The organism is Vibrio harveyi NBRC 15634 = ATCC 14126 = KCTC 12724 (genome assembly GCF_001591145.1).
GTDB lineage: Bacteria > Pseudomonadota > Gammaproteobacteria > Enterobacterales > Vibrionaceae > Vibrio > Vibrio harveyi.
In genome coordinates this window covers 86,088-112,260 of sequence record NZ_BCUF01000009.1, presented here as the reverse complement: position 1 = coordinate 112,260, position 26,173 = coordinate 86,088, and the positions used below count along the sequence as shown (strand labels likewise).

22 protein-coding genes are annotated in these 26,173 nt (G+C 45.8%); 12 read left to right on the top strand and 10 right to left on the bottom strand.

Annotated features, from left to right (window positions below; translation table 11 throughout):
* Nucleotides 1-174: 174 nt before the first annotated feature.
* On the top strand, nucleotides 175-933 hold the full coding sequence (locus tag VHA02S_RS07225; protein WP_005453288.1) for an MBL fold metallo-hydrolase: 759 nt from the start codon (nucleotides 175-177) through the stop codon (nucleotides 931-933).
* 59 nt (nucleotides 934-992) lie between these two features.
* Here the strand turns inward: VHA02S_RS07225 and VHA02S_RS07220 are convergent, their stop codons facing one another.
* The 3 genes from VHA02S_RS07220 to VHA02S_RS07205 form a co-directional block, all read right to left on the bottom strand.
* A complete protein-coding gene (locus tag VHA02S_RS07220) occupies nucleotides 993-1,421 on the bottom strand; it encodes an ATP-dependent zinc protease family protein (protein WP_005432588.1) in 429 nt (142 codons plus the stop codon).
* Nucleotides 1,422-1,484: 63 nt separating this feature from the next.
* Nucleotides 1,485-2,390 carry a 30S ribosomal protein S6--L-glutamate ligase gene (gene rimK, locus VHA02S_RS07215; protein ID WP_005453290.1) on the bottom strand — a complete coding sequence of 302 codons (906 nt, stop codon included), beginning with the start codon at nucleotides 2,388-2,390 and terminating at the stop codon, nucleotides 1,485-1,487.
* Between the two features lie 323 nt (nucleotides 2,391-2,713).
* Entirely contained in the window at nucleotides 2,714-3,328 is a 615-nt protein-coding gene (locus tag VHA02S_RS07205) for a TetR/AcrR family transcriptional regulator (RefSeq protein ID WP_005453294.1), read from the bottom strand.
* Between the two features lie 155 nt (nucleotides 3,329-3,483).
* Here VHA02S_RS07205 and VHA02S_RS07200 point away from each other — a divergent pair, with 155 nt between their 5' ends.
* Together VHA02S_RS07200 and VHA02S_RS07195 are read left to right on the top strand one after the other, a co-directional pair.
* A complete protein-coding gene (locus tag VHA02S_RS07200) occupies nucleotides 3,484-4,497 on the top strand; it encodes an MBL fold metallo-hydrolase (protein ID WP_038899461.1) in 1,014 nt (337 codons plus the stop codon).
* 110 nt (nucleotides 4,498-4,607) lie between these two features.
* Nucleotides 4,608-4,955 (top strand): DUF5329 family protein, encoded by a 348-nt coding sequence (locus VHA02S_RS07195; RefSeq protein ID WP_172461348.1) that lies wholly within the window; start codon nucleotides 4,608-4,610, stop codon nucleotides 4,953-4,955.
* Here the strand turns inward: VHA02S_RS07195 and VHA02S_RS07190 are convergent.
* Together VHA02S_RS07190 and VHA02S_RS07185 are read right to left on the bottom strand one after the other, a co-directional pair.
* Complete coding sequence (locus tag VHA02S_RS07190; RefSeq protein ID WP_009696858.1) at nucleotides 4,920-5,822, bottom strand: LysR family transcriptional regulator; 903 nt, start codon at nucleotides 5,820-5,822, stop codon at nucleotides 4,920-4,922. The genes VHA02S_RS07195 and VHA02S_RS07190 overlap by 36 nt on opposite strands.
* A gap of 543 nt (nucleotides 5,823-6,365) precedes the next feature.
* Nucleotides 6,366-6,611: a hypothetical protein gene (locus tag VHA02S_RS07185; RefSeq protein ID WP_005453301.1), complete on the bottom strand. Its 246-nt coding sequence runs from the start codon at nucleotides 6,609-6,611 to the stop codon at nucleotides 6,366-6,368.
* 166 nt (nucleotides 6,612-6,777) lie between these two features.
* On the opposite strand from VHA02S_RS07185, the gene VHA02S_RS07180 reads away from it, so the two are divergent.
* Nucleotides 6,778-7,644 (top strand): AraC family transcriptional regulator, encoded by an 867-nt coding sequence (locus tag VHA02S_RS07180; RefSeq protein WP_009703629.1) that lies wholly within the window; start codon nucleotides 6,778-6,780, stop codon nucleotides 7,642-7,644.
* 706 nt (nucleotides 7,645-8,350) lie between these two features.
* Here the strand turns inward: VHA02S_RS07180 and VHA02S_RS07175 are convergent.
* Nucleotides 8,351-8,689, bottom strand: a complete 339-nt coding sequence (locus VHA02S_RS07175) for a YggL 50S ribosome-binding family protein (protein ID WP_005453308.1) — start codon at nucleotides 8,687-8,689, stop codon at nucleotides 8,351-8,353.
* A gap of 255 nt (nucleotides 8,690-8,944) precedes the next feature.
* Here VHA02S_RS07175 and VHA02S_RS07170 point away from each other — a divergent pair, with 255 nt between their 5' ends.
* Nucleotides 8,945-10,981: a PhoX family protein gene (locus tag VHA02S_RS07170; protein ID WP_038899460.1), complete on the top strand. Its 2,037-nt coding sequence runs from the start codon at nucleotides 8,945-8,947 to the stop codon at nucleotides 10,979-10,981.
* A gap of 103 nt (nucleotides 10,982-11,084) precedes the next feature.
* On the opposite strand, the gene VHA02S_RS07165 is transcribed toward VHA02S_RS07170, so the two are convergent.
* Both VHA02S_RS07165 and VHA02S_RS07160 read right to left on the bottom strand, forming a co-directional pair.
* Complete coding sequence (locus VHA02S_RS07165; protein ID WP_038899459.1) at nucleotides 11,085-12,476, bottom strand: glycoside hydrolase family 1 protein; 1,392 nt, start codon at nucleotides 12,474-12,476, stop codon at nucleotides 11,085-11,087.
* A 146-nt stretch (nucleotides 12,477-12,622) separates the two neighbouring features.
* Nucleotides 12,623-14,683 carry a sensor histidine kinase gene (locus tag VHA02S_RS07160; protein ID WP_038899458.1) on the bottom strand — a complete coding sequence of 687 codons (2,061 nt, stop codon included), beginning with the start codon at nucleotides 14,681-14,683 and terminating at the stop codon, nucleotides 12,623-12,625.
* A 172-nt stretch (nucleotides 14,684-14,855) separates the two neighbouring features.
* Between VHA02S_RS07160 and VHA02S_RS07155 the strand changes: the two genes are divergently transcribed.
* The gene (locus VHA02S_RS07155) at nucleotides 14,856-16,205 is read left to right on the top strand and encodes a sigma-54-dependent transcriptional regulator (RefSeq protein ID WP_038899457.1); all 1,350 of its coding nucleotides are present in this window, start codon (nucleotides 14,856-14,858) and stop codon (nucleotides 16,203-16,205) included.
* Nucleotides 16,206-16,269: 64 nt separating this feature from the next.
* On the opposite strand, the gene brnQ is transcribed toward VHA02S_RS07155, so the two are convergent.
* Complete coding sequence (gene brnQ / locus VHA02S_RS07150; protein ID WP_005453319.1) at nucleotides 16,270-17,580, bottom strand: branched-chain amino acid transport system II carrier protein; 1,311 nt, start codon at nucleotides 17,578-17,580, stop codon at nucleotides 16,270-16,272.
* A gap of 836 nt (nucleotides 17,581-18,416) precedes the next feature.
* Between brnQ and VHA02S_RS07140 the strand changes: the two genes are divergently transcribed.
* From VHA02S_RS07140 to VHA02S_RS07120, 5 genes are all read left to right on the top strand, one after another.
* Nucleotides 18,417-19,427 (top strand): TAXI family TRAP transporter solute-binding subunit, encoded by a 1,011-nt coding sequence (locus tag VHA02S_RS07140; protein WP_038899456.1) that lies wholly within the window; start codon nucleotides 18,417-18,419, stop codon nucleotides 19,425-19,427.
* A gap of 88 nt (nucleotides 19,428-19,515) precedes the next feature.
* Nucleotides 19,516-21,639 (top strand): TRAP transporter permease, encoded by a 2,124-nt coding sequence (locus VHA02S_RS07135; RefSeq protein WP_038899455.1) that lies wholly within the window; start codon nucleotides 19,516-19,518, stop codon nucleotides 21,637-21,639.
* Between the two features lie 8 nt (nucleotides 21,640-21,647).
* Entirely contained in the window at nucleotides 21,648-22,880 is a 1,233-nt protein-coding gene (lhgD, locus tag VHA02S_RS07130; RefSeq protein ID WP_038899454.1) for an L-2-hydroxyglutarate dehydrogenase, read from the top strand.
* A gap of 149 nt (nucleotides 22,881-23,029) precedes the next feature.
* Nucleotides 23,030-23,563, top strand: a complete 534-nt coding sequence (locus VHA02S_RS07125; RefSeq protein ID WP_038899453.1) for a GrpB family protein — start codon at nucleotides 23,030-23,032, stop codon at nucleotides 23,561-23,563.
* Nucleotides 23,560-24,042: a hypothetical protein gene (locus VHA02S_RS07120; protein WP_038899452.1), complete on the top strand. Its 483-nt coding sequence runs from the start codon at nucleotides 23,560-23,562 to the stop codon at nucleotides 24,040-24,042. Before VHA02S_RS07125 ends, VHA02S_RS07120 begins: the two co-directional genes overlap by 4 nt.
* A gap of 30 nt (nucleotides 24,043-24,072) precedes the next feature.
* Here VHA02S_RS07120 and VHA02S_RS07115 read toward each other — a convergent pair whose 3' ends face one another.
* On the bottom strand, nucleotides 24,073-24,480 hold the full coding sequence (locus tag VHA02S_RS07115; RefSeq protein ID WP_038899451.1) for a cystatin: 408 nt from the start codon (nucleotides 24,478-24,480) through the stop codon (nucleotides 24,073-24,075).
* 169 nt (nucleotides 24,481-24,649) lie between these two features.
* On the opposite strand from VHA02S_RS07115, the gene VHA02S_RS07110 reads away from it, so the two are divergent.
* A complete protein-coding gene (locus tag VHA02S_RS07110) occupies nucleotides 24,650-25,894 on the top strand; it encodes an NADH:ubiquinone reductase (Na(+)-transporting) subunit B (protein ID WP_038899450.1) in 1,245 nt (414 codons plus the stop codon).
* The last annotated feature ends 279 nt before the right edge of the window (nucleotides 25,895-26,173 follow it).

Here is a 26,173-nt window from a genome sequence, read left to right as displayed (position 1 = left end):
CGATTAACAACTGTTGTCGAGTCGCGGTGTAAACATTTATTTAACAGAGTGTCCATTCTGCTGTTATAGTTGGTCTGACCAGTAAGGATTTGGTCGCAGAAAAACAAGAATAAAGACCCAACAAAACAAGGATATGTTTTGCAGCTGCATAGAATTCAGGGATACATCCAAACCATGTATCTCGCCGAGTATCCAGACAAGTTAATGTTGCTTGATGGCGCCAGTCGAGCCGATATTCCACACCTCAAAGATTTTATTGAGCATCAGCTTAATCGTTCGTTCACCGACTTAAAAATGGTGGTGGTCACGCATATGCATCCTGACCATGCGGGGGCTGCGCACAAGTTGCGAGAGCTTACGGGGTGCCAGATCTTAGCTGCGAAACGAGACACTCATTGGTATGGCGGCTTTGATGGTTGGTTGATGCATTTGACCGATTTGATTTTGGCGCGTTGGATGGCGAATCGAATGCGTAAACCAAAGCGGAATCTATGGTATTCGCGAAAACTAAGACCAGATATTGAGCTGGTGGATGGTGACGCCGTACCTGGATTTTCTGATTGGCAAATATTGGAAACCCCCGGACATACTGATAGAGACTTATCGGTTTTTCATGCTGAGCAGGATGTGCTTTATGTCGCGGATTTAATGGTGCAGGTAAAAAGTCATTTGATTGCGCCGTTTCCTATATTTCATCCCAACCAATATCGTCGGTCGTTAAAGCGAGTTTTTGAGATGAACCCGAGTTGTTTATTGGCCGCACATGGTGGTGAAGTTGAGTTTGATGAAGATGCTTATCAACACATCATCAATACCGCGCCGGTTAGACCCATTACGCATTGGCGAGTGACGAAGATAAAACTTAAAGGGTTAATGCGCTCTGTACTGAGAAGTAAGAATATGAAAGAGGAGAATGGCGAAAAGGACAGCTAGAAAAGTACAGAAGAGCCAGATGAGCGACCACGGAGTTCGCTCATCTGAAGCTACGGGGATTATGGAGCCAATAAGTGAGATTGGCTCGGGTCTACCAGAACTTTGTCTGCCATACCCTGACGACCTAGCAACATCATGTAGGTCATCTTTTCACGGTTAGTCAGCGTGATGTCGATAGGCCACTCTTGGTCGCCCATGCGTAGCATCGTTGTGATCACGCAGCGGTGTTCGAACGTTCCGTTTGATGATTTCACCTTGCGGTTCGCCTTCAGTGGAGCTTTACAGCGAACCACTTGTTCTAAGTGGTAAACATCTGGGTGTAGATCGAATTCTACGTATGACTGACCGTCTTGCTCAGTGCACTCTAGATTATCTACGTGCAGAGAAGAAGTCTGTGCGCCTGTATCAATACGCGCTTCAAGGTGAGTAATCCCTAACTCAGGTAAGCAAATTGCTTCGGCGTTCCCAATGATCATTTTCTGATTCATAGTGTCATCCTAGCGATGAGTGATAAAGAGAGCCTAGTCTATAGGCTCCCACTCAAACAATTATCAGCCTTTACCGCGAGTACGGTTAGCGTTTGGTTTTGCGTTCTTCTCGATGAAGTCGAAGATCATACCTGCAACGTCTTTATCTGTTGCAGTTTCGATACCTTCAAGACCTGGAGAAGAGTTCACTTCCATCACAACAGGACCGTTTTTCGATTGAAGAATATCAACACCACATAGGTTTAGACCCATGACTTTCGCTGCGTTGATTGCGGTTGCACGCTCTTCTTTGGTTAGTTTCACTAGCTGAGCAGAACCTCCGCGGTGAAGGTTAGAGCGGAACTCACCTTCTTTTGCTTGACGTTTCATTGCTGCGATAACCTTGTTACCTACAACGAAGCAGCGGATATCCGCACCATTTGCTTCTTCAATGAACTCTTGCACCATGATGTTCGCTTTTAGACCCATGAATGCTTCGATAACGCTTTCTGCCGCTTTCGTTGTTTCAGCAAGTACAACACCGATACCTTGAGTGCCTTCAAGTAGCTTGATAACCAATGGTGCGCCACCAACGTTTTTGATCACGTCTTGAATGTTATCAGGGTGGTGAGCAAAACCAGTACGAGGCAGACCAATACCTTTGCGTGATAGCAACTGCATAGAGCGTAGCTTGTCACGAGAGCGGCTGATTGCTACTGACTCGTTCACACAGAATGTGCCCATCATTTCAAACTGACGTACAACCGCAGTTCCGTAGAAAGTGATAGATGCACCAATGCGAGGAATAACCGCGTCATACTTTGGCAATTCTTCACCCATGTAACGAATCTTAGGGTTGTTACTCGTAATATCCATATAACAGTGCAGAGTATCGATCACATCAACTTGATGTCCGCGCTCTTCACCCGCCTGCTTTAGGCGCATGGTTGAATATAGATTCTCATTACGAGAAAGAATAGCAATACGCATGGCAATTCCTTAGTAAGTCAGTACCAAATTAAAAATATAAATATAGAGTATAGTGAGTGGGTTTAATTGATGTGACAGAATCCACTCGCTTCAACGATTTAGAATTGTGGTTGGACAACCACGTCGTCAGAGGTGCGCACCTTAGGGCGTTTTCTCATGAGATGAAAACGAAAAAATATCGTCGATACGACAAAAATAATTTATCGAACTCTCGCGCCTTGCTGTGTGCGACTGTCAAGGGCGAGAAAAAGAAAATTGAGTCAAAAATTCATCATTTTTCGATGTGAGAAAACTAAAAAAAGCGGCTATTTGACCGCTTTACTTTAGTTGTTTTTATAGTGACTTAAGAAGAGTTCAGCCGTTTGGGTGGCTAGCGCTCTGGACTCTTCCTCTGTTAAAGAAGCACGCATCCCCATTAACTGTGGCCAGAATGCACTGCCTTTAAGTAAGTTATGTAGCTGAATGCTTGCCACATCCACATCTTCGATCTTAAGCGCGCCGTTTTGGGCATGTTCGGTGAGCCAACGATGTAACGCGGTTTCTTGTTTTGACATGCGTTCAGCTTGTTCTTTGAGATCTTCCGGCTTAAACAAAAAGTGTCCAAACGCGACTTTTGCTAATTCAATATAGTTAGGTTCCGTCACGACGACGATCTCACTGTAGAGCAATTCAATCAATTGCTGTTTCAGCGGCAGTGTGGGTAAACGTTCAATATCGCTGTCCATCATTGATGAGCGCCAAAGCTCCGTCAGCAACTCGGTCACGATCGCCTCTTTAGAAGGGAAGTGATTATAGACGGTTCGCTTTGATACTTGAGCGATTGAAGACAGCTTATCCATGCTGGTGTTTTGCACCCCAAATTCTTGAAACGCTTGTTTCGCCGCGCAGAGAATCGCTTCTCTTTTGGTCTCGCTACGACTTTTTCTTTTTACATTCATAAACTTGTTAAGTTAGGAAGATCATTTCTGGATCTATTTTACACTAAGTAGTTTACTTTTGATAATTTGAATGTAAACTGCACCGTGTAGTTTACTTTTGTTCGGGTTTACTTTTTATGAAAAAAACTTTGCTAGCCACAGTAGGAGCGTTCGCGATGGGTACATCAATGATTTCTTGTTCTAATGTTGATACTGAAAAAGCGCCAACATACCCGGACAAATTTGCAAACACCGAGTTGGAATACAAAAGCAGTTTGGGCGATATGTTCGGTATCATGAAAGCTTATTTCACAACTGAGCGTGCGAATCCAACCCCAACAATTGAAATTCCAGTGCATGCGATGACTGCGACACAACTACTAGAAGAACAAGATGATGTCATATACCGTCTTGGTCATTCGAGCGTGTTGATGAAGCTTGATGGTAAGTTGGTGATGACCGATCCTGTCTTTAGTGACCGAGCATCTCCTGTCCAATGGGCAGGACCAAAGCGTTTCCACCAAACACCAATCACTTTGCAAGATTTGCCAAGTATCGATGTCGTGGTGATCAGCCATGACCATTACGATCATCTAGATAAAGCCTCGATTAAAGAGCTTGGTGACAAGGTTGGAACTTTCTTGGTGCCTTTGAAAGTGGGGCAATTACTGGTGAACTGGGGCGTGCCTAAGGAGAAAGTGATCGAGCTAGATTGGTGGGAGTCACATTCTGTCGACGGCATTGAATATACACTGACTCCGACTCAGCATTTCTCTGGTCGAGGTTTGACAGACCGTGATACGACACTGTGGGGCAGTTGGGTTATTAATGCACAGCAACACAAAGTGTTCTTCAGTGGTGACTCAGGTTACTTCAATGGCTTTAAAGAGATTGGTGAAAGGTACGGTCCATTCGATTTCACAATGATTGAAACGGGCGCATACAATGACCTTTGGTCAGATATTCACATGTTCCCAGAGCAAAGTGTTCAAGCACACATCGATGTGCAGGGCAAAGTGATGATGCCGATTCACAACAGTACGTTTGATCTGTCGATGCATGATTGGAATGAACCGATGCAACGCGCGTTAGACATTAGTGAAGAGCGCGGTGTAACGTTAGTGAGCCCTGAGATTGGTCAACGTTTGGCGATTGCGGAGCCTCAGCCTGCTAAGGCATGGTGGCAATAATGGCTGAACTAAACAGCCAAACACCAGAATAGTTAAGTCACTTATTAGTAGTTACTTGGTATTAGTTACTTACTATTAGTTACGTGGTCAGGGATAAGGATAAAGCTATGATGAAAGCAAAGTGGTCGTTGCTACTTACATTAAGTATTCTGCCTACCTTTGCATTAGCAGAGGTAGAGGAAGATATCTCGACGTTGATGAAACGAGTTGAGCAATCCTCTTGCACCTTTATCCGTAACGGCAAGGCGTATACCAATCGCGAGGCGGCAGAACACATGCGCAACAAATGGGATTATGCCAAAGATGACGTTGATTCTGTGGATGTGTTTATAAAAGAGGTGGCGTCAAAGAGTTGGTTATCTGGCAAGCCATATTGGGTGGATTGCCAAGATAAGCGTATTACTAGTGAAGAATGGCTGACATCATTGATGAACAGCAGTACCGATCACATTCAATAAGACCTGCTTGATGGTTTGGTAGCGCAGTGGCAATGTGCGGCTGCGTTTTCTAACCAAAAATAAATCTTCATATACCGGTTGCTTTAATTCGGCGACATATAACTCTTCTCTTAATGCAAAGCTCTCCACCGCACTGCGCGGTAAAACGGTAAAGCCGAGTCCTTTACTCACTGGCAGTAAGATCTGGCTTAACTGGTTGACGTACCCGGATAACGGCATGTCGCTGACTTTGATCTCTTTTAGTAAGGGTTCGGCACATTGATCGAAAAATAGCGTCATGTAATGTTCAGCATCTGGGTGACCAATCACGCCACAGCTTTTCAGTAACTCCGGTGTGAGCGTTTTTCCTCGGTAGGATTTAGGTAAGATCAAACATAAAGTCTCTCGACCAATTTGTTCGCTTTGGAACACGCTTTTATTTGGTGAGTAGGTTACGATGCCCATATCAATTCGACCCTCAGCAACGCCATTAAGAATAGATTGGTTGGGTGCAGCTTCTAGGTGAATCGATAAGCCTTTATGTTGTTTCTGTTTTTCAAGGAGCGGATCAAACAGCATCAAGGCAAGCGCACCAGAGCATGCGAGTTTGCAGTATCCAGCATGTGGATCATCAAAGCTCAAATCTTCTAGTAGGCTTTTTTCTTTTTCTTCAAGTTCTAGCGCGTAGGCATACACCATGCGCCCTTGCTCCGTAAGTTCAAAGCTTTTGTTCTCGCGCTTAATCAATGGATGCTGACAAGCTTGCTCCAGCTTTTTAATGTGCTGGCTGACACCGGGTTGAGTCATATAAAGCTTTTCCGCCGTCTGCGTAAAGTGACCGACTTCAACTAGTGTTTTGAATGTGTGTAACCAAACTGGATTCAGCATAGGGCGTCGTTTGCTCGATGTTTATTAAAGAAAGCGTCTATCAGAGAATGAATCTGCTAAAGAAATTGCTGAAATAATAGCATGATGCAAGACCGAACGTAGAGAGGAGCATAAATGACGGGCAAAATAAAACCCCGCCTGGTTTCCCAGACGGGGCTTATTCTTTTTCGCAGCAATCCGGCTACTAATAGGTGCTCCCTGCATCTATCCTTGATTGTGGCTAAGTCCTTTAACCGAGTTCCTTGTTCATCGCCTTCCTAGCGGTGTCCATTCTTGCCTATCATCCTGACGGGCGAACTCTATCCTAGAGCTTAACTACATCCTTGCTGATAACTCATCCTAAGCTACCAAATCTTCATCCTGAAGATACCCAATCCTTTAGGCTTTTTTCCTGTTCCCGCCAACATCCTGTCGACATGTTTAGTATTGTTGTTTTGCTGATTACTCTCAATCAGCTAGGTAAAAAAACTTTGGCAGCGAATATTGCTTAAAAAAGGATAATTAATAATTTTCAATTAGTTAGGTTTATTGGTTGATTTGTTCTTAGTCAAAAATGGTCTTTTTACTTACATCGCTTGTGAGAGATCTCGCACAAGGTGTCGAGCGAATGTACGAATCGGTGTCTTTTTCGTCTTGTTTAAGAGTTTGCTCAAGATCACAACTCGAGTTGTAGCCATAAGATTTAGCGACAGTGTCGGATGAAATTCCCATCTCTTTTACTGCAAATATTGCCCATTCATCACGAGTTTTCTGCATGATCTGACGCAGCTTAGTTTTGAAATTACTCATAACAGCTCCTTGGTTAGCCTTCTTTTCAACGCAAGGATAAGGAACGTGACAGAGTTAAGTTGATAGTATACCGCTCAATATCAATACTATTGAGGCGTAGTAAAGAATGTGTCGGTAATACTGATATTATTTGCGCGTATAACAATACTATCTTGTGGAGTGACAAATGGCGCACATCGAAAAAGTACCGCAGAGACCTGGCTTTTCTTGGCGCTATCGTCGTATTGATGAGCCTAAAAAGGAGTATGACTTCCATTTTCATGATGATGTGTACGAGTTGGTCATTCATCGACACTTTTCTGGAACTCTGCACATTGGTCATCACGAGTTGGAAGTGACCCACAATCAAATGTTATTGATTGCGCCGGGTGTTCCTCATTCTATTCATTCCACGTTGGTAGAAAATAACTGTGAAACCCATGTAATTTGGTTTAAGCGTGAGTGGATTGCCAATCTGATGTTTTATTGCACGGAACTGCGCAAGCTCGATCCGTTGCTCAAGGCAGCAAATAAAGGAGTAGTGTTCTCTGAGCGAACTGCTCAACAAGTTGTGGGGCTTCTTCATGAGTTGATGAAAGTACCTGCGATGGAGCAACTAGCTCGCTTTATTCATGTACTTTCGTTACTTGCGCATGATGAAGCAGCCAAAACACTGATGACACATTCTTATCTCTCGATGAGCGAACATGAGCAACAAGAAAGAGAGCGTGTTGCTAAGGTGAGCGCGTATCTAGAACAACACTTCGCTCGCAAGATAACACTTGCCGATCTCGCTAATGATTTATCGCTGAGTGAAAGTGCGGTGACTCGTCTGTTTAAAAAGCACTTTAAAGAACCCTTTAGCCAACGCTTGATGAAACTGCGTATTAACCATGCCGCCGACTTGCTGCAATCAACTGAGTTGCCCATTGGCATTGTGTTTGAGCGAGTAGGGTATCGCAATCAAGCTTTGTTTAATCGCCATTTTAAAACCTACAAGGGGCTGACTCCGCGAGACTACCGACAACATTACCAGCAGCGAATCCAACCTTAGCTTGAGCACATGCGTGGTATCGTTATGCGTAACTGGTATATTAATTGCTAGGCTATTCGAGAATCATTATTAAGATTCAATGACAGATGGAATAGGGAACTTGATTGCCATTAATCTGTCATATTCAGTGGATAGGTTAACCTTTGCCATACGATAAAACACAGTCGAACTGTTCAAAAATTGACTGCAACATGGCGTGTTTTGTCATTATGTTGTGAAATCAATCACGGTTAATTTATTCGTTCCCCGATAGATTGGAGGGGAAAACAACCTTAGACAATAAGCTCATGATGAGCGCTACCTATATAGATGAGGGAGATTGCTATGAAAAAGATGAGAAAAGCACAGTTGCATCGTGTACGTATCCAATACTGGAAAGACACAAAAACTGACGCTAGCAAAAAAGCATAGTTAACCACACTCGTGACACTGAGCTGGCAATGGACGGATAAGCTTCCATAAAATGCCAGCTCTAAAATTATCTAAAACTGCCATTATTTCTCGCTCACCATATTTTCCAGATATCTACGTATCCCCAAATACCAAAATACTCCCAAAGACTAACGGTTCCAAGCCATCAAAGCGGTTCGCGCTTCCGGTTCTCAGTACTTCAGAAATTCACGGCTTCTAAACGCAAAAAAGCCAGTCCGAGGACCAGCTTTCTCATTACTTGCTCAACTCTGTTTATTACAGAGTGACTCTGCAATTACAGGTAGTTTGCGTCAACCAGTTCGCCCGCTTTCGCGCTGCTTACTTCTGGGCGAGCTTCTAGCCAAGCGACAACTTGTGCTTTTTGTTCTTCTGTCGCGCTGCCGTAGCGCTCAGTTGAACATAGGAAACCTTCAAACAGTTCTAGACCGCCGCCGCCGAAGCACAGATCTAGACCATCAATGTAGTCGATAAACTCATCTACGAATGCATCGTAACGGTCGAAGTCGTTGATGTCTGTTTCACAGCTGATTTCAAAACCTAGGATTGCGAATTCACCTAGGAATAGCTTTTTACGCAGACGACGATTTTTGTTATCGATTTTATCTAGTTTCATGATTATCTCTCGTGGATGATTTGAGTACACCTTATACCCCCAAATCTGGCTTAGCCCAAGCAAAATCGGGAGTACATAGAATAGATGTGTGTTTTATAACATTTTCTAAACACAAAGTTCATAAAGATAGACTAGTTCTGTCACTTTTCTCTTCCAAACTTCCTCTCGCTCAATGACAACGCTCTGAATCCTGCATCTTGAAGTCACTTGGGTATACAAACCTATAATTCAACCTAACACTGGGAAAGCAACACCATGAGTAAGGAAACCTTCGACACGACGCGTTACAACCAGAGTAATAACAAGCCTTTTGAAGAAGTACTGGAAGCGAGCCTATCTCGACGCAGTATCCTGAAAGGTGGTTTGGGGGTCGGTGCAATGACCGCTTTTGGTGCATTTGGTCTCTCTGGGTGCAACTCCTCTAGCTCGGGCACTTCGGCGGGGAACGGCTCTGGCGTTTCAAGTGCAGTCCTCAATTTTGATTCGATTCCTGGCTCACTGACAGATGCTGTTTCGATTCCGCAAGGTTACGTCGCACAAGTGTTGGTGCCTTGGGGGACGCCTTTAAATGCACAAGGTAATGCTTGGAAAGACGATGGCAGCAACACGAGTGCCGATCAGCTTAATGCGCTTGGTATGCACCATGACGGTATGCATTTCTTCTCACTAAACGACAGTGACACCGATGGATTACTGTGTATTAACCATGAATACATTGATACCTCAGCATTGCACCCAAGTGGTCCTACTGTTGTGGGTGGTGTGCGCACTATCGTCGATGAAGTACGTAAAGAAATTAACGCCCACGGTGTCTCTGTGGTTCGCGTTCAGCTTGAAGACAACATGTGGAAACTGGTTGATACCGATCCACTAAACCGCCGTTATACTGGTGCGACAGTGATGGATCTCTCGGGCCCCGTGGCAAATACAGACCTGACTGTTACGCGCTTTTCGCAAGATGGTAGCCAAGCACGTGGCACATTAAACAACTGCGGTAATGGTTTTACGCCTTGGGGCACTTACCTAACGTGTGAAGAAAACTGGCCGGGCTATTTCGTTAATGCTGGTGTTCGTACTGAAGAACAAGATCGTATTGGTGTTGATGATGAGCGAACTCGTTATCTTTGGGAAACGTTGGCTGGTAATGCTGAAGAGCGTTTGGATGAGTTTACACGATTTAACGTTGAACCAACCGGAGCAAGCGCATTGGACGATTACCGTAACGAAGCGAATGGTCATGGTTACATTGTTGAAATCGACCCATACACGCAAAACTCGCGTGCGAAGAAGCGTACTGCACTAGGTCGTTTCCGCCATGAAGGCTGTACGTTCGGTAAACTTGAAGAAGGCAAACCTGTGGTGTTTTACTCAGGTCATGATTCTCGCTTCGAGTACTTATACAAATTTGAGTCGGCAGCAGCATGGGACCCAGCAGATGCAAATCCGACAAACCGTTTGGTCACTGGCGATAAGTACATGGATGAAGGCACACTATATGTGGCGCGCTTTAATGAAGACAGTTCTGGTACTTGGTTACCACTGACACTAGACAGCGCGACAGTCTCTGGTGGCACATTGGCAGACAACTTTAACTCGTTGGCTGAAATTATTCTTAACACAGCAGGTGCGGCGGATCTTGTCGGTGCGACGCCAATGGACCGCCCTGAGTGGTGTACTGTTGACCCATTCACAGGCTCGGTTTATCTAACGCTGACGAATAACACCAAACGTACGGATGAGACCAACCCTGCGAACCCACGTTTGAACAACAAGTTTGGTCACGTAATCCGTTGGGATGAAGGGGAAGCGGCGACAGACTTTATTTGGGATATCTTCGTGTTTGGAGCTCCTGCTAACGGCGATGCGGACACTAACCGTTCCAGCCTGACAGAACTGAATCAATTTGCGAGCCCAGATGGATTGGCGTTTGATCCTCGTGGCATCCTGTGGATTCAAACGGATAACGGCGCAGATGAAGTGACGTCTTACACCAATGACCAAATGCTTGCTGTCGTACCTTCAAAACTGACGGATGAAAACGGTACGCAAGAGGTGATTGGTGCAGAAAACCAAGCTGAGCTGAAGCGTTTCTTTGTTGGCCCTAACGGCTGTGAAGTGACGGGCTTTACCATTAGCCCAGATTACAAGTCCTTGTTCGTGAACATTCAGCATCCGGGTAACTGGCCTTACAGCGACAATGCCGCGGAAGAAACACCTGCGGGTATGAAACTGCGCCCACGTGCCGCAACGGTGGTTATTCGCCGTGAAGACGGTGGTGAAATTGGCGTTTAGTCATGTGACTGAATTGAAATTGGGAATAAGAAAAGCCCTGCGTTTGCAGGGCTTTGCTGTTTTATATCTAAATAAACATGCACTTTGTATCTAGATAATAAGCTTAGTTTTTCAGTGAGCCGCCCGCAGTGCGAATCACATCTTGATACCAGAAGAAGCTCTTCTTACGTTTACGTTCTAATGTACCTTGACCATCGTTGTGGCGATCAACGTAGATGTAACCGTAACGTTTGCTCATTTCAGCGGTTGAGTTCGCGACCAAATCGATGGGTCCCCAACTGGTGAAGCCCATCAGCTCAACGCCATCCAGAATCGCTTCATGTGCTTGTACAAGATGGTCGTTCAAGTAAGCGATGCGGTAATCATCTTGAATCTCACCGTTTTCATCGATTTCATCACGTGCACCTAATCCGTTTTCTACGACGAACAGTGGCTTTTGGTAGCGATCGTGAAGGAAGTTCAGCAGAACGCGCAGGCCTTTTGGATCGATCAACCAACCCCATTGGCTCTTTTCAAGATATGGGTTTGGTACGCTATCGACGATGTTACCCACTTCTTTCTGTTTTGGATCCGCACTTGCACAGCCACTTGCGTAGTAGCTGAATGAGATGAAATCGACACTTGCTGATGCGATCTCTTCTAAATCGCCTGCTTCCATCTGAATTTCAATGCCATTTTCACGGAAGTAACGCTTCATGTAGCCAGGGTATTGACCACGTGTTTGTACATCACCGAAGAACAACCACTTGTTGTTTTCATGCATTGCAGCAAGCACGTCATCAGGATTACAGGTATATGGGTAGTTGATTGCGCCAAGCAGCATGTTACCAATCTTGCCGTTTGGTACGATTTGCTGACACAGTTTTACCGCTTTTGCGTTTGCGACTAGCTGGTGGTGAATCGCTTGGTAAATCTCTTGTTCACTGGCGTCTTCTTGCAAACCAACACCAGTAAATGGTGCGTGCAGTGACATGTTGATTTCGTTGAACGTTAACCACAGCTTCACTTTGTCTTTGTAGCGTTCCAGCACGGTGCTAGCATAACGTTCGAAGAATTCGATGACGCGGCGATCACCCCAACCGCCGTAATTTTCAACCAGTGCGTAAGGCATTTCGTAGTGAGATAAGGTCACGAAAGGTTGGATGTCGTGCTTCGCCAGTTCCTCAAAAATTTTATCATAGAACGCTAAACCTTCTTCGTTAGGTTCTAGCTCGTCACCGTTCGGAAAGATTCGGCTCCATGCCAAAGACAGACGCAGACAGTTAAAGCCCATCTCTTTAAATAGCGCAATGTCTTCTGGGTAGCGATTGTAGAAGTCGATCGCCACGTCTTTGATACCCGGCGTACGTTCTTCACGGGTTTGATGCGGACTCAAAATACCGTTTGGCAGCATGTCTGATGTCGATAACCCTTTACCCCCAAGGTTGTACGACCCTTCTACTTGGTTTGCAGCAATAGCACCGCCCCAAAGAAAATGTTCAGGAAACTTAATCATGTTTCTCACTCTTTATCGTTTTGAAGTGTATGTTTTCTGTGTTCGAGAATAGTGTAGGTCAAGGAGGGATTCTTGTATCGAGATCGTGTTTTTCTCAAACGACGGGGATGCTTAGTTCTAACGGTGGTTTTGTAATCGATCCAAAATCACGCTGACTTGAACAATAAAGTGAAAATCAGCCCATTTTGTTCATTTTTATTCACGATAATTTGCCCGTTCATATCGCGCATATTATTAGCGGTGATCGCTAATCCCAGTCCTAATCCCTTACCAATTTTCTTTGAGGTTTGGAATGGTTCGAACATGGATTCAAGCATTTTATCCGAGACGCCGCAGCCATTATCACTTACCGTGAGCTCTACTTGATTGTCGGTTGGGGTGACGATCAAATTCAGCTGTGGATTGGCGGTTTGGTCCATTGCATCCAATGCATTCGACACAAGGTTGCCAAGGACCTGCAGAAGCCGTTGTTCTTCACCCATGATGTTAGGTAAGTCATGAGGAACGCGCACACGTACGTCCACGTTCTCTAATTGGGATTGGTACACTCGCAAAGTATCTTCGAGTGCAGAGGTGAGAGAAATTGCCTGTAAGCTTTCTGGTTTGTTGTAGGCGAACGTCTTTAGCTGACTGGTCATGCTTGCCATGCGATCAATCAGCTTCTGTACCAAAACATTGTTGGCTTTCATCATCTCCGTTTCGCCACGTTCTGCCAACAGTTCGTTTGTGGTGAGCAGGGTACGCAAGCCTGTTAGTGGCTGATTGAGTTCATGAGTGATCGCGCTCGACATGCGACCCAAAGCGGCCATTTTGCTCGATTCAATCAACTGGCTTTGCGCTTCTTTTAGCGCTTGAGTACGCTCTTCTACCCGCTGCGCCAGCTCTTGGTTTACTTGTTGCAGCGATTGCTCAGCTTTTTTCCGCTTAGTGATGTCGATGATTGTTGCAAGGAAATACTGCTCACCATGCCAAGGGAAACTGGTCAGCGAGAACAGTACAGGGAAGACGCTACCGTCACTGCGTCTGGCAATGGTTTCAACCGTGCTGATCTCTGCGAGCTCTTTATGTTTAGGCAAGTCCTTTAGTAACTTAAGTGTGGTGGAATTGGGATTACCTGCGTCGAATAATTCCCAAGCAAAAGCGTGTCGATTGACGCTTTCTGGCAAACAGAACAAGCGCTTTGCCATTGGGTTGAGATCGAACAGTTGTCCTTGTTCATCAATCAATAGCAAACCTACGTGGGTCTTATTGATCATCTGTTTCAAGCGGCGTTGGGACTCTTCCAACAGGGCTTGAATTCGCTGTTGGTTGATGTGCTTTTGGCGACGTTGTAGACCAATGATGACGAGTAATACAACCAATAAGAGCAGCGCAGCTACGCTCCAACCAATCACGTTTATGGTTTGTTGAATCGGCTTAGAAGGGGTGAGGTAGCTTACGTACCAATTCAAATCATCCAATTTAACGGTGTGCGCAAAATAACGTTGTTGGTTGAGCGTCCACACACTGATATTGGTGTTGTCGTACAAGCGTTTCGTTTCTAACTGAACGGTGTTTCTCGGTTCGTTAAACCAGTCAGCGTTATAAAGCGAGCTACTCGATAGGAAAAAGCGTTGTTGGCGATTTTGCAACGTAATGATGTCTTGGCTAGTAATGGTCTGTTCGGTCAACAGGCTGAGGTTGATTTGCACCACCACAATGCCTGCGATATCCAGACCGTCGTAGATAGGGGCAGCAAGATAATACAACGGGCTCGAACCTTTGGTTTTGTTCACCAAGGAAACACCGCCGCCTTGATTGTGAATTTGTTCCACAATGGCTTTTCGGTCAGACAGGCTAAAGCGCTCTTCGATCAAACTCGATACCAATACTTCGCCAGAGTTAGACAGGATTAACCACCCTTCTGTATTGGCAGCTTTATCGAGTTGAGTCAGCTGGGTTTGCAATGGCTCGTAATAAGTTCGGTTTCCTTTCACAAACGCGATGGTTTCTGGATTGTTGGTAACAAGGTAAGGCAGATGGTAGAAGCGTTTAAGTGCACGGCGAACTTCACCAATATAGTCGAGCAGTTTTTGTTGAGCTTCGGTTTGAGTTTGCACGCTCAACCACTGACGGGCGACCTCTCTACTGGCGCTATAGCAAGACAACATCAGCACTGCCGCAATTGCGACCACAAGCCATGTTTTGCCATTCCTTTTGCGCTGCATACTGACTCCATTCAGCTAGTGCGTTCTCATCGACAGTCATTAAAGAGTGCGCCTAACTGGTTGGATGTTAAAGACTTGTAAGCAAGAAGTGAGATCTAGCTCCTTTTCTCCTCAGTGGTTTTTGCTACCGTTAACAAAGAGCGATTTCTTTTTCACCCTATGGCAGTAACGTATGGCTTTTAACGACTCCCCTAAAATTGCACTTATCGAAGACGATGACATTGTTCGCCAAGCTACCAGTCAATGGCTGCAACTGGCGGGGTTCGACGTGACCGCGTTCAGTTTGGGGGAGGAGGGCAAAGCCGCCATTCTTAGCCAAGAATTTGATGCGATTGTCAGTGATGTTCGCCTGCCGGACACCGATGGTTTGTCGATACTAGAAAGCCTGATTGCCAATCACATTCCAACGCCGATTATCTTGATCACCGGACATGGTGACGTTGATATGGCGGTAGGCGCATTACAAAACGGTGCGTTCGATTTTATCGAGAAACCTTTTCAACCTGAGCGCTTATCCCAACGAGTGACCGAAGCGGTAGAGAGCTATCGCGCACAAACGTCTACTCAAGATCGCCAAGAGTATCTATCTAGCGTTAGCGGCTTAGAAGAAGTGCTGATTGGGCGAAGCCGAGTGATGCAACAGCTTAGAGAACAAGTTGCCAAGTTAGCACGCATTGATACTAACGTGATTATTTACGGTGAAACAGGTTGTGGTAAAGAGCTGGTAGCGACCAGTTTGCACAATGAAAGCCAACGCAGCCCCCATCATTTTGTGCCAATCAACTGTGGTGCTATTCCTGAGAACCTGTTTGAAAGTGAGCTGTTTGGGCACGAAGCAGGGGCATTTACCGGGGCGGGTAAAAAGCGCATTGGTAAATTGGAATACGCGGATAAAGGCACCTTATTCTTTGATGAAATCGAGAGTATGCCACTGTCGATGCAGGTGAAAGTCTTACGTTCATTACAGGAACATACGGTTGAGCGCGTTGGGGGTAATCAGCAGATCTCGGTTGATTTGAGAGTGATCGCCGCTGCGAAAGAAGATCTCAATGATCATGGCGAGTTTCGTCAGGATTTGTACTACCGCCTCAATGTGGCGCAGATCTATTTGCCACCACTACGTGAGCGAGAAGAAGACGCGTTGATCTTGTTCGAACACTTTGCTCTGAAAAGTAATCCAGGGAGTCGTCCGCTGAGTGAAGCCGATAGAAAAGCCATTCTTGCTTACGCTTGGCCCGGTAACGTGCGTGAGCTGAGGAATGTCGCGATGCGTTTTGCACTGGATGAAACCGTCTCCGTGATGGAAATTCTCTCCAGTCGACCATCTTCTACAACCGAAGAGACACAAGCAGGCGTTCCATTGGCGATTCAGCTACACAACTTTGAACGTAAAGTGCTGCATGACTCGCTAGTTCGACATCAAGGACGAATTACGGATGTGATGGTCGAGCTAGATTTACCGCGCCGAACCCTCAACCAAAAGATGCAGAAGTTTGGTTTAAATCGCTCTGACTATACATAGAAAAAACGGCTTCTGAGGAAGCCGTTTTTTGTTGAAGTACTTATTTGTTAAGGTACTTGCCAATCTAGGCTTGGTTTGCCAACTCGGTGTGTTGTTGGTTTGCCTTGCGGGTAAAGACGACCCCCACAATCACCATGACAATCGTCGGAACAATCCAGCTTGCAAAGTAGTGGTACAGCGGCATGTTGCTGTCTAACCATTGGTTTGCGGCTTCTGGCATGTAACCTAGGATGTGCAGCGCATCAACACAGCCAAACGTTAGAGCAGTGAACGCCGTCGCGACGACCATGATTTGCGACATCTTGTTGCGCACTGGTGCCATGATCATCAATGCAATCGCTACTGGGTGAAGCGCCACAACCGCTGGCAATGTGATAGCCAATAGTTGCTCCAGACCTACGTTGGCGATCAAACCTGCCAACACCATAGTCGTGATAACGCAGCCTTTGTAGTTCACTTTGCTGAAAGTGTTGTCGTAAAACTCACTGCCTGCTGTGGTTACGCCGATAGCCGTAGTCAAACACGCTAATACCATCACGGCACCAAGTAATAGTGAACCAAATGCGCCGAAGTGGCTGAAGGTGAATGCCGTTAAGATGTCGCCGCCATTACTGAACTCAGAACCCAAGTATGAGCTTGTCGAACCAATGTAAGCCAATGAGATGTAAACAAATGCCATGGCAACGGCGTACATCAAAGCTGCAATTAGCGTGTATTTTGCGGTGGCTTTCGGACAATCCACACCCATGCTGCGAATCGCTCGGAAGATGATCCAACCAAAACCGATAGAACCTAGCGCGTCCATGGTCATGTAGCCTTGGGTTAAGCCTTCAGCAAATGCGCCAGATACATATGGTCCCGTTGCAGTAGTAAGCTCGCCGGCTGGATAAACCAGAGCGGTTACAGACATGATCACTAAAATAGCCATCAATGCCGGGGTTAAGATCTTGCCTAGGTTGTCGACTAATTTGCCCGGGTATAGCGCAAACAAAATGGTGATAACACAGAAAGCAATTGTGAAAGGTACCAAAGCGGCATCACCAAACATTGGTGCAAAGCTAAATTGGTAAGCCACGGTAATCGCACGTGGTATTACGAATGCAGGACCAATCACGATAAATACCATTACCCAAAAACTGGTCGCCAAAGGTTTAGGTAGGGCGGCGGTTAATTTGTCTGAACCGTTTACGATAGCGACCATCACCAGTGCCATTGCAGGCAGACCTACGCCCGTTAAGAGGAAGCCAGACATCCCGCTCAGAAAGTTTTCACCTGCTTGGTAACCCAAAAATGGAGGGAAGATCAGGTTACCCGCGCCTAAGTACATGGCGAAAGTCATGAAGCCCAAAGCGGCGATATTGCGTGCGCTTAACATTGTTATTCCTCTTATGTTTCGCTTGGAAGAAACTGAAAGGAATGGGAGGAGTATGTGGTGTTCCCGTCAGCTTCTTCTCAAGCTGACAGAAAGTTTAGATATAGCCTGTCAGCTCTGAATCAGTTCCAGAGAGAGCAGGAGGATCGCAGCAGCAACGCCAGATGGGCGTTTTAAAGCGAATTGTGATTGCGCAGTTGCTGACATGAGTGATCCTTAGTGACAAAAAAGCACCAAGGAATACGTTTGCCTTGGTGTGTAGTTACCCTAACGAACATGAGGCTATTGGCACAACCCCGAAGTAGAAAATAAGTTGATACGGTCAATGTTTGTTTCTTAACTGGTGGATCGAACTGGTTTTTAAACTCAAGATTAGAATAAATGACTTTTCATTTCATTAACATGGATTGTTTTGCTGTATTTTTGTGCTATTTGTAGTCGTTTAGGCTATAAACCTCCGCTGGTAAAGTGAGCAGTTTAGAATGATGCGCTTTTTATTCTTATTGTTAAGACGCTCATTAGTTGTAGTCCAATCCAAAATCACGTCGGCAAAATATTGCTTATCAGCCAATCGTGCATTTATTTTGTCTTGATCACATTTTATTAACCTTTTGCGATCTAGGCGTGCAACCTTCTCCTCTTGAATAAGCAAGATTTTGCTCATCGCTTTGCTATCAAATCAGCATAATTTTGCTCATTTTTGATGTCTTTCTGTACTTATGTCAATAAATACAATGACTTAAAAGTTGGCATTTCAATTGCCTTAGGGAATTTGTTGTTAATAAAGATTTAACATGATGTAAATCCCCAATCGTGAAACGACTACACGGAGAGTAATAATGAAAATGAATAAGCTGGTAAAAGCTTTGGCTGTCACTGTGACTTCTTTTGGTATTGCTGCTAACGCTGCGGCAGAAGATCGTAGTTACATTCTTGCAACGGCATCGACAGGTGGTACTTACTACCCTGTGGGCGTAGCGTTGGCGACGTTAAGCAAAGTGAAATTGGCACCAAAGCACCACTTCTCCCTTTCTGCAATCAGCTCTGCGGGCTCTGGTGAAAACGTCAAACTGCTGAACGAAAACGAAGCACAGTTCGCGATTCTACAAGGTCTTTATGGTGCGTGGGCTTGGTCTGGTGAAGGTCCTTATGAGAAAAGCGGTCGCCAAGAGCAGCTGCGTTCAGTCTCTATGCTGTGGCAAAACGTTGAGCACTTTATTGTTCGCTCTGACTTAGCAAAAACTGGCACGGTGACTGACCTGAACAACCTAGATGGCAAGAAGTTCTCTATCGGTAAGAAGAACTCTGGTACTGAGAACTCGGGTCGCCAAATCATGAAAGGTCTGAAGGTAGACCCTGATAAATTCAATCTTGCTTACATGGGCTACGGCGGCAGCGCGAGCGCACTTCAAAACGGTACCATTGACGGCATGAACACGCCTGCAGGTGTACCTGTTGGTGCGGTTACTCAAGCTTTTGCTGCGCTGGGTAAAGACATTTCGATTCTTTCGTTTACTGACGAGCAAATCAAAGAGGCGAATGGCAGTTATAACCTATGGACGAAGTACGAGATCCCAGCGAACACTTATCCGGGTCTAGATAAGCCGATCACCACCATTGCACAGCCAAACTTCTTGGCAGTTCGTGAAGATATCTCGGAAGAAGACGTTTACCAGCTAACCAAAGCGATCTACGAGAACCTGCCTTTCCTACAAGGCATCCACAAAGCAACAAAAGCAATGGCGATTGAGAAAGCGATTGCTGGTTTGCCAGTGCCTCTTCACCCAGGCGCAGCGCGTTACTACAAAGAAATGGGCATCGAAATCCCATCAGACCTAATGGCGAAATAACGCCAACTTCGCCTCGAGTTTCGGCTCGGGGCATTTTATCCCTATCGATTTCTAAGATGGAAAAAGCCGCCAGAGCTTGGAGTATGAGATGAGCGACTCAATAGAAAAGGAATTGCAGAAGTTTGAGCTGCCCACGCGCACTGATTTTCCGTGGGTAACCACTACAATCACTGTGTTTGGCGTGGTGTTGTCTGCTTTGCACATTTGGTTTAATACCTTATCGACGTTACCAGAGTTATGGATTTCCGCGACCCACTTTGCTGGCTTTGCGGTGATTTGTGCGCTTTGGTATCCGGCTCATATCTCTCTCAAGCAGAGTAAGGTTGCACTCGGCATCGATGTGTTGATTGCTATAGGCGCGGTCGCGTGTTTGCTCTACATTCCCTATGCCGAAGATGCGCTATATGAACGCGGTGTTAAGTTCGTGACCAGCGATTGGGTCTTCGCCATCATGGCAATCCTGATTGTTATTGAGCTGATCCGACGCACCATGGGTTGGTTTATTCCTGTGCTGATTGTGGTGTGTTTAAGCTACGTTGTGCTTTGGGGTAAGTGGGCGACAGGTATTTTCCACTTCCCGGGTTTGAGCATGGAAACCTTGCTCTACCGCAGCTTCTATTCTTCTGAGGGCATGTTTGGCTCTATCTCGCGCATCAGTTGGACTTTCGTATTCATGTTCATTCTGTTTGGGGCGTTTCTCGTTCGCTCTGGTGTCGGTGATTACATCATCAATGTGGCACGAGCTGCGGCTGGCAAAATTATTGGTGGTCCCGGTTTTATCGCAGTGATTGGCTCTGGTTTGATGGGCTCAGTATCTGGCTCTAGTGTGGCAAATACGGTTTCAACCGGTGTTATCAGTATTCCTTTAATGCAAAAAGCGGGTTTCCCTTCGCGCTTTGCGGCGGGTGTTGAAGCTGCAGCGTCAACAGGTGGTCAGTTGATGCCACCAGTGATGGGCGCGGGTGCTTTCATCATGGCGTCTTACACGCAAATTCCTTATGTTGATATCATTGCGGTTTCTTTCATTCCTGCTCTTATCTATTTCTTGTCTGTTGCGTTCTTTGTGCGTATTGAAGCCAAACGCAGCGGCGTTCAAAAGATCACGACCAGTGATGAGTCTCTACTAAAAGTAGTGATCAGCGGATGGCACAACCTTATTCCACTGGCGGTATTGGTCACTTTGTTGGTTCAAGGCTTTACGCCGACTTACGCTGCGGGCTTGTCGATCATTTCAGTGGTGGTGGCTTCTTGGTTTTCGAAAGATCATAAGATGGGACCAAAAGCGATCATCGAAGCACTTTCACAAGGTGCGAAAAACATGGCGACAACCGCCGTATTGCTGGTAGGTATAGGTTTGGTGGTCAACGTGATCAGCACCACGGGCATTGGTAATACGTTCTCATTGATGATCGACGGTTGGGCGAATGGTGACTTGTTCATCATGATCGTTCTGATTGCGCTCGCTTCTCTGGTATTGGGCATGGGGTTACCCGTGACAGCGGCGTATATTGTATTGGGTACATTGTCTGCCCCTGCGCTTTACAAGTTGATTGCGGAAAACCAATTGCTTGAATTGATGGTGTCGGGTCAACTGCCTGAACAAGCAAAAGCCATCTTTATGTTGGCGGCGCCAGAAAAGCTGGAACTGCTTAATGCACCAATGGCGTTGGAAACCGCGAAAGAAATGGTGGCGTTAGTGCCTGCGGACTTTATGGAAACCCTACTAGAGCAAAGTCTGGGTATGGAAGCAGTAGGTTTAGCACTGCTGGCTGCTCACCTCATCATCTTCTGGCTATCGCAAGACAGTAATGTTACTCCTCCAGTGTGTTTGACCGCATTTGCTGCGGCAACCATTGCTAAAACACCGCCAATGCGTACCGGTTTGATGGCATGGAAAATTGCTAAAGGTTTGTATCTTGTACCGTTGCTGATTGCTTACACAGGCTTAGTAAGTTGGGATGTAACATCGGTAATTACCGTGGGCTTCTTCGCCATCATCGGTACCTATGCATTGATTGGTGCGATTGAAGGTTACTTGGAAGGTCCTCTAAATATTCTGACGCGTCTCTTGTTGGTAGTGGTGGGTACATTGCTGGTTTGGCACGACATCCCAATGTTGGTTCGTGTGGCAAGCTGTGCGGTATTTGTCGCGGTGTTCATTTACAGTGGTCGCAAGTTCAAATTGCAACAATCTCAACTATCGGTTTTATAAGAGGTCGTATGAAATCAGTCTATGACTACATCATTGTTGGTGGCGGTATCGTTGGTGTGTCGACAGCATGGCAACTGCAGCAACGTCATCCAGACAAATCCATTTTATTGGTTGAGAAAGAGTCCGGTTTTGCCAAGCACCAAACCGGACACAATAGCGGCGTGATTCATGCCGGGGTGTACTACGCTCCGGGCAGCTTAAAAGCGGATTTTTGTAAGCGTGGGGTAGAGCGAACCATTTCGTTCTGTGCCGAGCACGATATTCCGGTGGAGAACTGTGGCAAGTTACTGGTTGCGACCAATGAGCAAGAAGTCGAACGCATGAATGCCCTCTATGAGCGCTGTCATGTCAACGGCATCGACGTAAAGCTACTCGATGAAATTCAACTCAAGCTGGCTGAGCCAAACATCACTGGCTTAGGCGCGATTTATGTCAAAACTACCAGTATTGTCGATTATCGTTTGGTCACTGAGCAGATGGCGGAAGAGTTCCAAAAGCTCGGCGGGCAAATTAGCTTGAGAACCAAAGTGGTGGCTGCCGAAGAGAAGGATGAAGAAGTCCAACTGACCTGCATTTCAGACGGGCAAACCATGCAGCTCAATGCCAAATTCTTGGTCACCTGCAGCGGCTTGATGGCGGATCGCATGACTAAGATGATGTCTATTCCGACCGATTTCCAAATCATCCCTTATCGTGGCGAATACTACCGTTTAGATAGCAAACACGACCAAGTGGTGAATCATCTTATTTACCCAATTCCCGACCCTGACTTGCCATTCTTGGGTGTCCACCTAACTCGCATGATTGATGGCAGTGTGACCGTCGGTCCAAATGCGGTGCAAGGCTGGAAGCGAGAAGGGTACGACAAGGTTAACTTTAGCCTGCAAGATACCATGCAAATGCTCAGTTTCTCCGGTTTCTGGAAGGTGACACAAAAGCATCTAAAAACCGGACTGGATGAGTTTAAGAACTCGTGGTGGAAGCCGGGCTACCTCAAGTTGGTCAACAAATATTGCCCAAGCATCAAGGTCGACGATCTCAAACCATATCCTGCGGGTATTCGTGCGCAAGCAGTGTTATCCGATGGCACTTTGGTTCATGACTTTTTGTTTGCCGAGAGTGCAAGAAGCCTACACGTTTGCAACGCACCCTCTCCCGCCGCGACATCTGCAATGCCCATTGGGGAGTACATTTGCGATAAAGTGAATGAAAAGATAGAGGCGAAAACCGAGACGGTTTAACAGTAAAAAGCCAAACTAGAAGTACATCAGAAAAATAATGACTTTGTTTGTTAGGTTATTAGTGTCGGGTGTGCCGGAAGTTTGGCTTTTACTTTGGTGGTTGGGTAACTTCCTTCTTATGATACTCGGGTTTATCAGGAGAGGGATGGATGAAATTAGGCTTAGCTAATCACAAAGTAGACGTCGTTAAACATGACCCTGCATGGCGACAGGAGTTTGCACGTTGCCGCTCTGAACTGGTGTTAGTGACAGAGATTGCGCCAACTAGAATCGAGCATATTGGCAGTACTGCCATTTTGGATATGCCAGCCAAACCTATTCTCGATATGGTGCTAGGTATTGAGCACTTTCCTCATGTTTCTCCAAAACTGATCGATGCCCTTAAAAGTGTGGGTTTTCTGCGTTTGAAAGTGGAAAAGCCAGAAGAAATTGTCTTTGCGAAATTCACCGATGATTCTTATCAAGTCAAAACACACTGTCTGCACCTTACTCAGTATCGAGGGCAGTTGTGGCGAGACTGGATTCAATTTCGAGATAGATTAAATGAAAGTGCTGAGCTTAGATGTGAGTACTTATCTCTGAAGCTTTCTTTGGTGGAGCACTCTGAAATGACCATCGAAAAATATACCGATGCTAAGACGAGTCTCGTACGTAAAGTCATAAATGAGTGGAAGACCGAATGAGGACACCGCTGGGGCTCATTTTGCTTTGTAGTGCATTTTATTCTTTTGCGTATCAACTGCACGAGCGCGACGAGAGTTATGTATTAGTTAGTCATGATCTCAGTGTTGACTATGTGGTCTATGTCCCAGGCTCTATGGAAGCAGAAATTACCAATGTGTTTAAATTTGATTGTGAAGGCCGCCGTGTTGAAGCGGTGAAAATTGGTAGCGAGATTAACAACGCAGCGACGTATGGCGAACATCTCCAATACTATTTCTTTCTCGTAAGAGACCATCAGTTTCACGTTCCTCTAAGAATTGTTGAATCTTTTCAAACGGTTGATAAAGAGTCCAAAGAGGTTCTATCGGAACATTTACCAATTACCAAGCATGATGCTTCTGATTTAGCATGCGATTTGATTCGACCTCAGATTATGAGTTATCAGTTTACACGAACGTTTGAAGCTGTTGCTAAACCAGAAAAGAACAAAGGCGACTAAACTGTCGCCTTTGCTGTATTTGGAGAGCCTTTATGACTCGCCTTCTTTAGGGCAAAGTTCGCCCTTCTTGGCGTGTCTTTCGATCATGTAATCGCCGCGGGCGCTGTGCAACACAATCGCATTCCACACTTGCCCGTCTTTGAGTTCAAACTCCATCGCGTAGTGTATGCCGCCAACGACTTGAGTTCTCACATCATTGATTTGTTTTAGCTTATCCGTCGCGTTCATTTGATGCAGAATCATACTGAGTGAGCGCTCCGCATCTGGTGTAACTTTCGCAATCTGCCAACCACCTGGTACACCACCTTGTGAGCTGCAGATGGCTTGCATTTTCTTCTTCAAAGCTGGTGACATTTGTTTGTCGACTGCAAATGTGCTGGTTGCAAATGGCAGGGCAGATAACACCAAAACAGCCGTCCACATCATCCTTAACTTCATAATTCACTCCGTTGTTTTGTTATTGATTGAGTATAAGCACGACTTTCACGGTTTACATAATCACGAGGCATTCCGTAACAGCTCATAGATACGTATCGGAAAGATGAAAGAGTTAAAAACGATCGTCTTTCGATGGCTATTCGTAACACTCTTTAGAGGAGGAGACGTTATGAGTCTGAAGCATTATTTTGAAAAGGTCTCACCAAAGTTTGAACCAGGAGGCCAGTATCACAAGTTCTACCCACTCTTCGAAGCTGTTGAAACCCTTTTTTATACGCCGGGTAAAGTGAATCATGGCGTTACCCATGTTCGAGACAGCATCGATTTAAAGCGCATCATGATCATGGTGTGGCTAGCCGTTTTCCCTGCGATGTTCTGGGGTATGTACAACATAGGGCAACAATCCAGCGACGCTTTGCTCTATGTCCTTGACCAAGTGGCAGCGCAGCAAGCCATTGATGCCTCTTGGGGGCTAAGCTGGGTTTGGGGCTCGGTAGAAGTCGCAAGCCAAGCAGGTTGGGCAAGTAAAATGCTTGTCGGCGCTACGTACTTTCTGCCTGTCTACGCGACAGTGTTTGTGGTTGGTGGGTTCTGGGAGGTGCTGTTTGCTATCGTTCGTAAACATGAAGTGAATGAAGGTTTTTTTGTCAGTTCTATTCTTTTTGCTTTAATTCTCCCGCCTACCATCCCATTGTGGCAAGCCGCGTTGGGTATCACTTTTGGCATCGTAGTGGCGAAAGAAATCTTTGGCGGTACGGGGCGTAACTTCCTAAACCCAGCATTGGCTGGTCGCGCATTCTTGTACTTTGCTTATCCCGCTAACATGTCTGGCGGCGCTGTTTGGGTTGCGGCAGATGGTTACTCTGGCGCTACACCGCTGAGCCAATGGTATGAAGGTGGTCAAAGTGCTTTGACGAACAACATGACGGGACAACCAATCTCATGGATGGACGCATTTGTTGGTAACCTTCCGGGTTCAATGGGGGAAGTCTCGACCTTGTTGATTGCGCTCACAGGTTTGGTGCTGATCTTTATGAAGATCGCTTCGTGGCGAATTGTTGCTGGGGTCTTTGCGGGTTTAGCTGTGACGTCGCTACTGCTTAATGCGATTGGCTCGAATACTAATCCTATGTTCTCTATGCCGTTTTACTGGCACTTTGTGATTGGTGGTGTTGCGTTTGGTACCTTCTTTATGGCGACAGACCCAGTATCCGCTGCGTTCACTAACGGTGGTAAGTGGGCTTACGGTATCTTGATTGGTGTGATGACGATATTTATCCGTGTACTCAACCCCGCCTATCCGGAAGGCATTATGTTAGCGATTCTGTTTGCCAACTTGTTTGCTCCTTTGTTCGACTACATGGTCAAAGAGAACAACATCAAACGCAGAATGAAAAGGGTGAGACCTTCGTAAAATGAGGTAAGCTTCACTGAAATTTGGTTGAAAACTGCACTATATTGAAAAGGTCAGAGACATGGGGTTTCTGGCTTTTCTTTTTATCAGGAGGACGAAGACGATGAGAATTAAGGATATTCTCGATAGCCGTTTGGTGCTGTCGTTCTGGTACAACCTAGACTACTGCTTGTCTCTTCTTAGCAAAATTTCTGCACGTTAATTTCCTCAATGCTCCCGCATTGAAAAGCAATTTATCAGTTTGTTTTTAATCTTACGCTTAAGTGCGTAGGGTCGTGC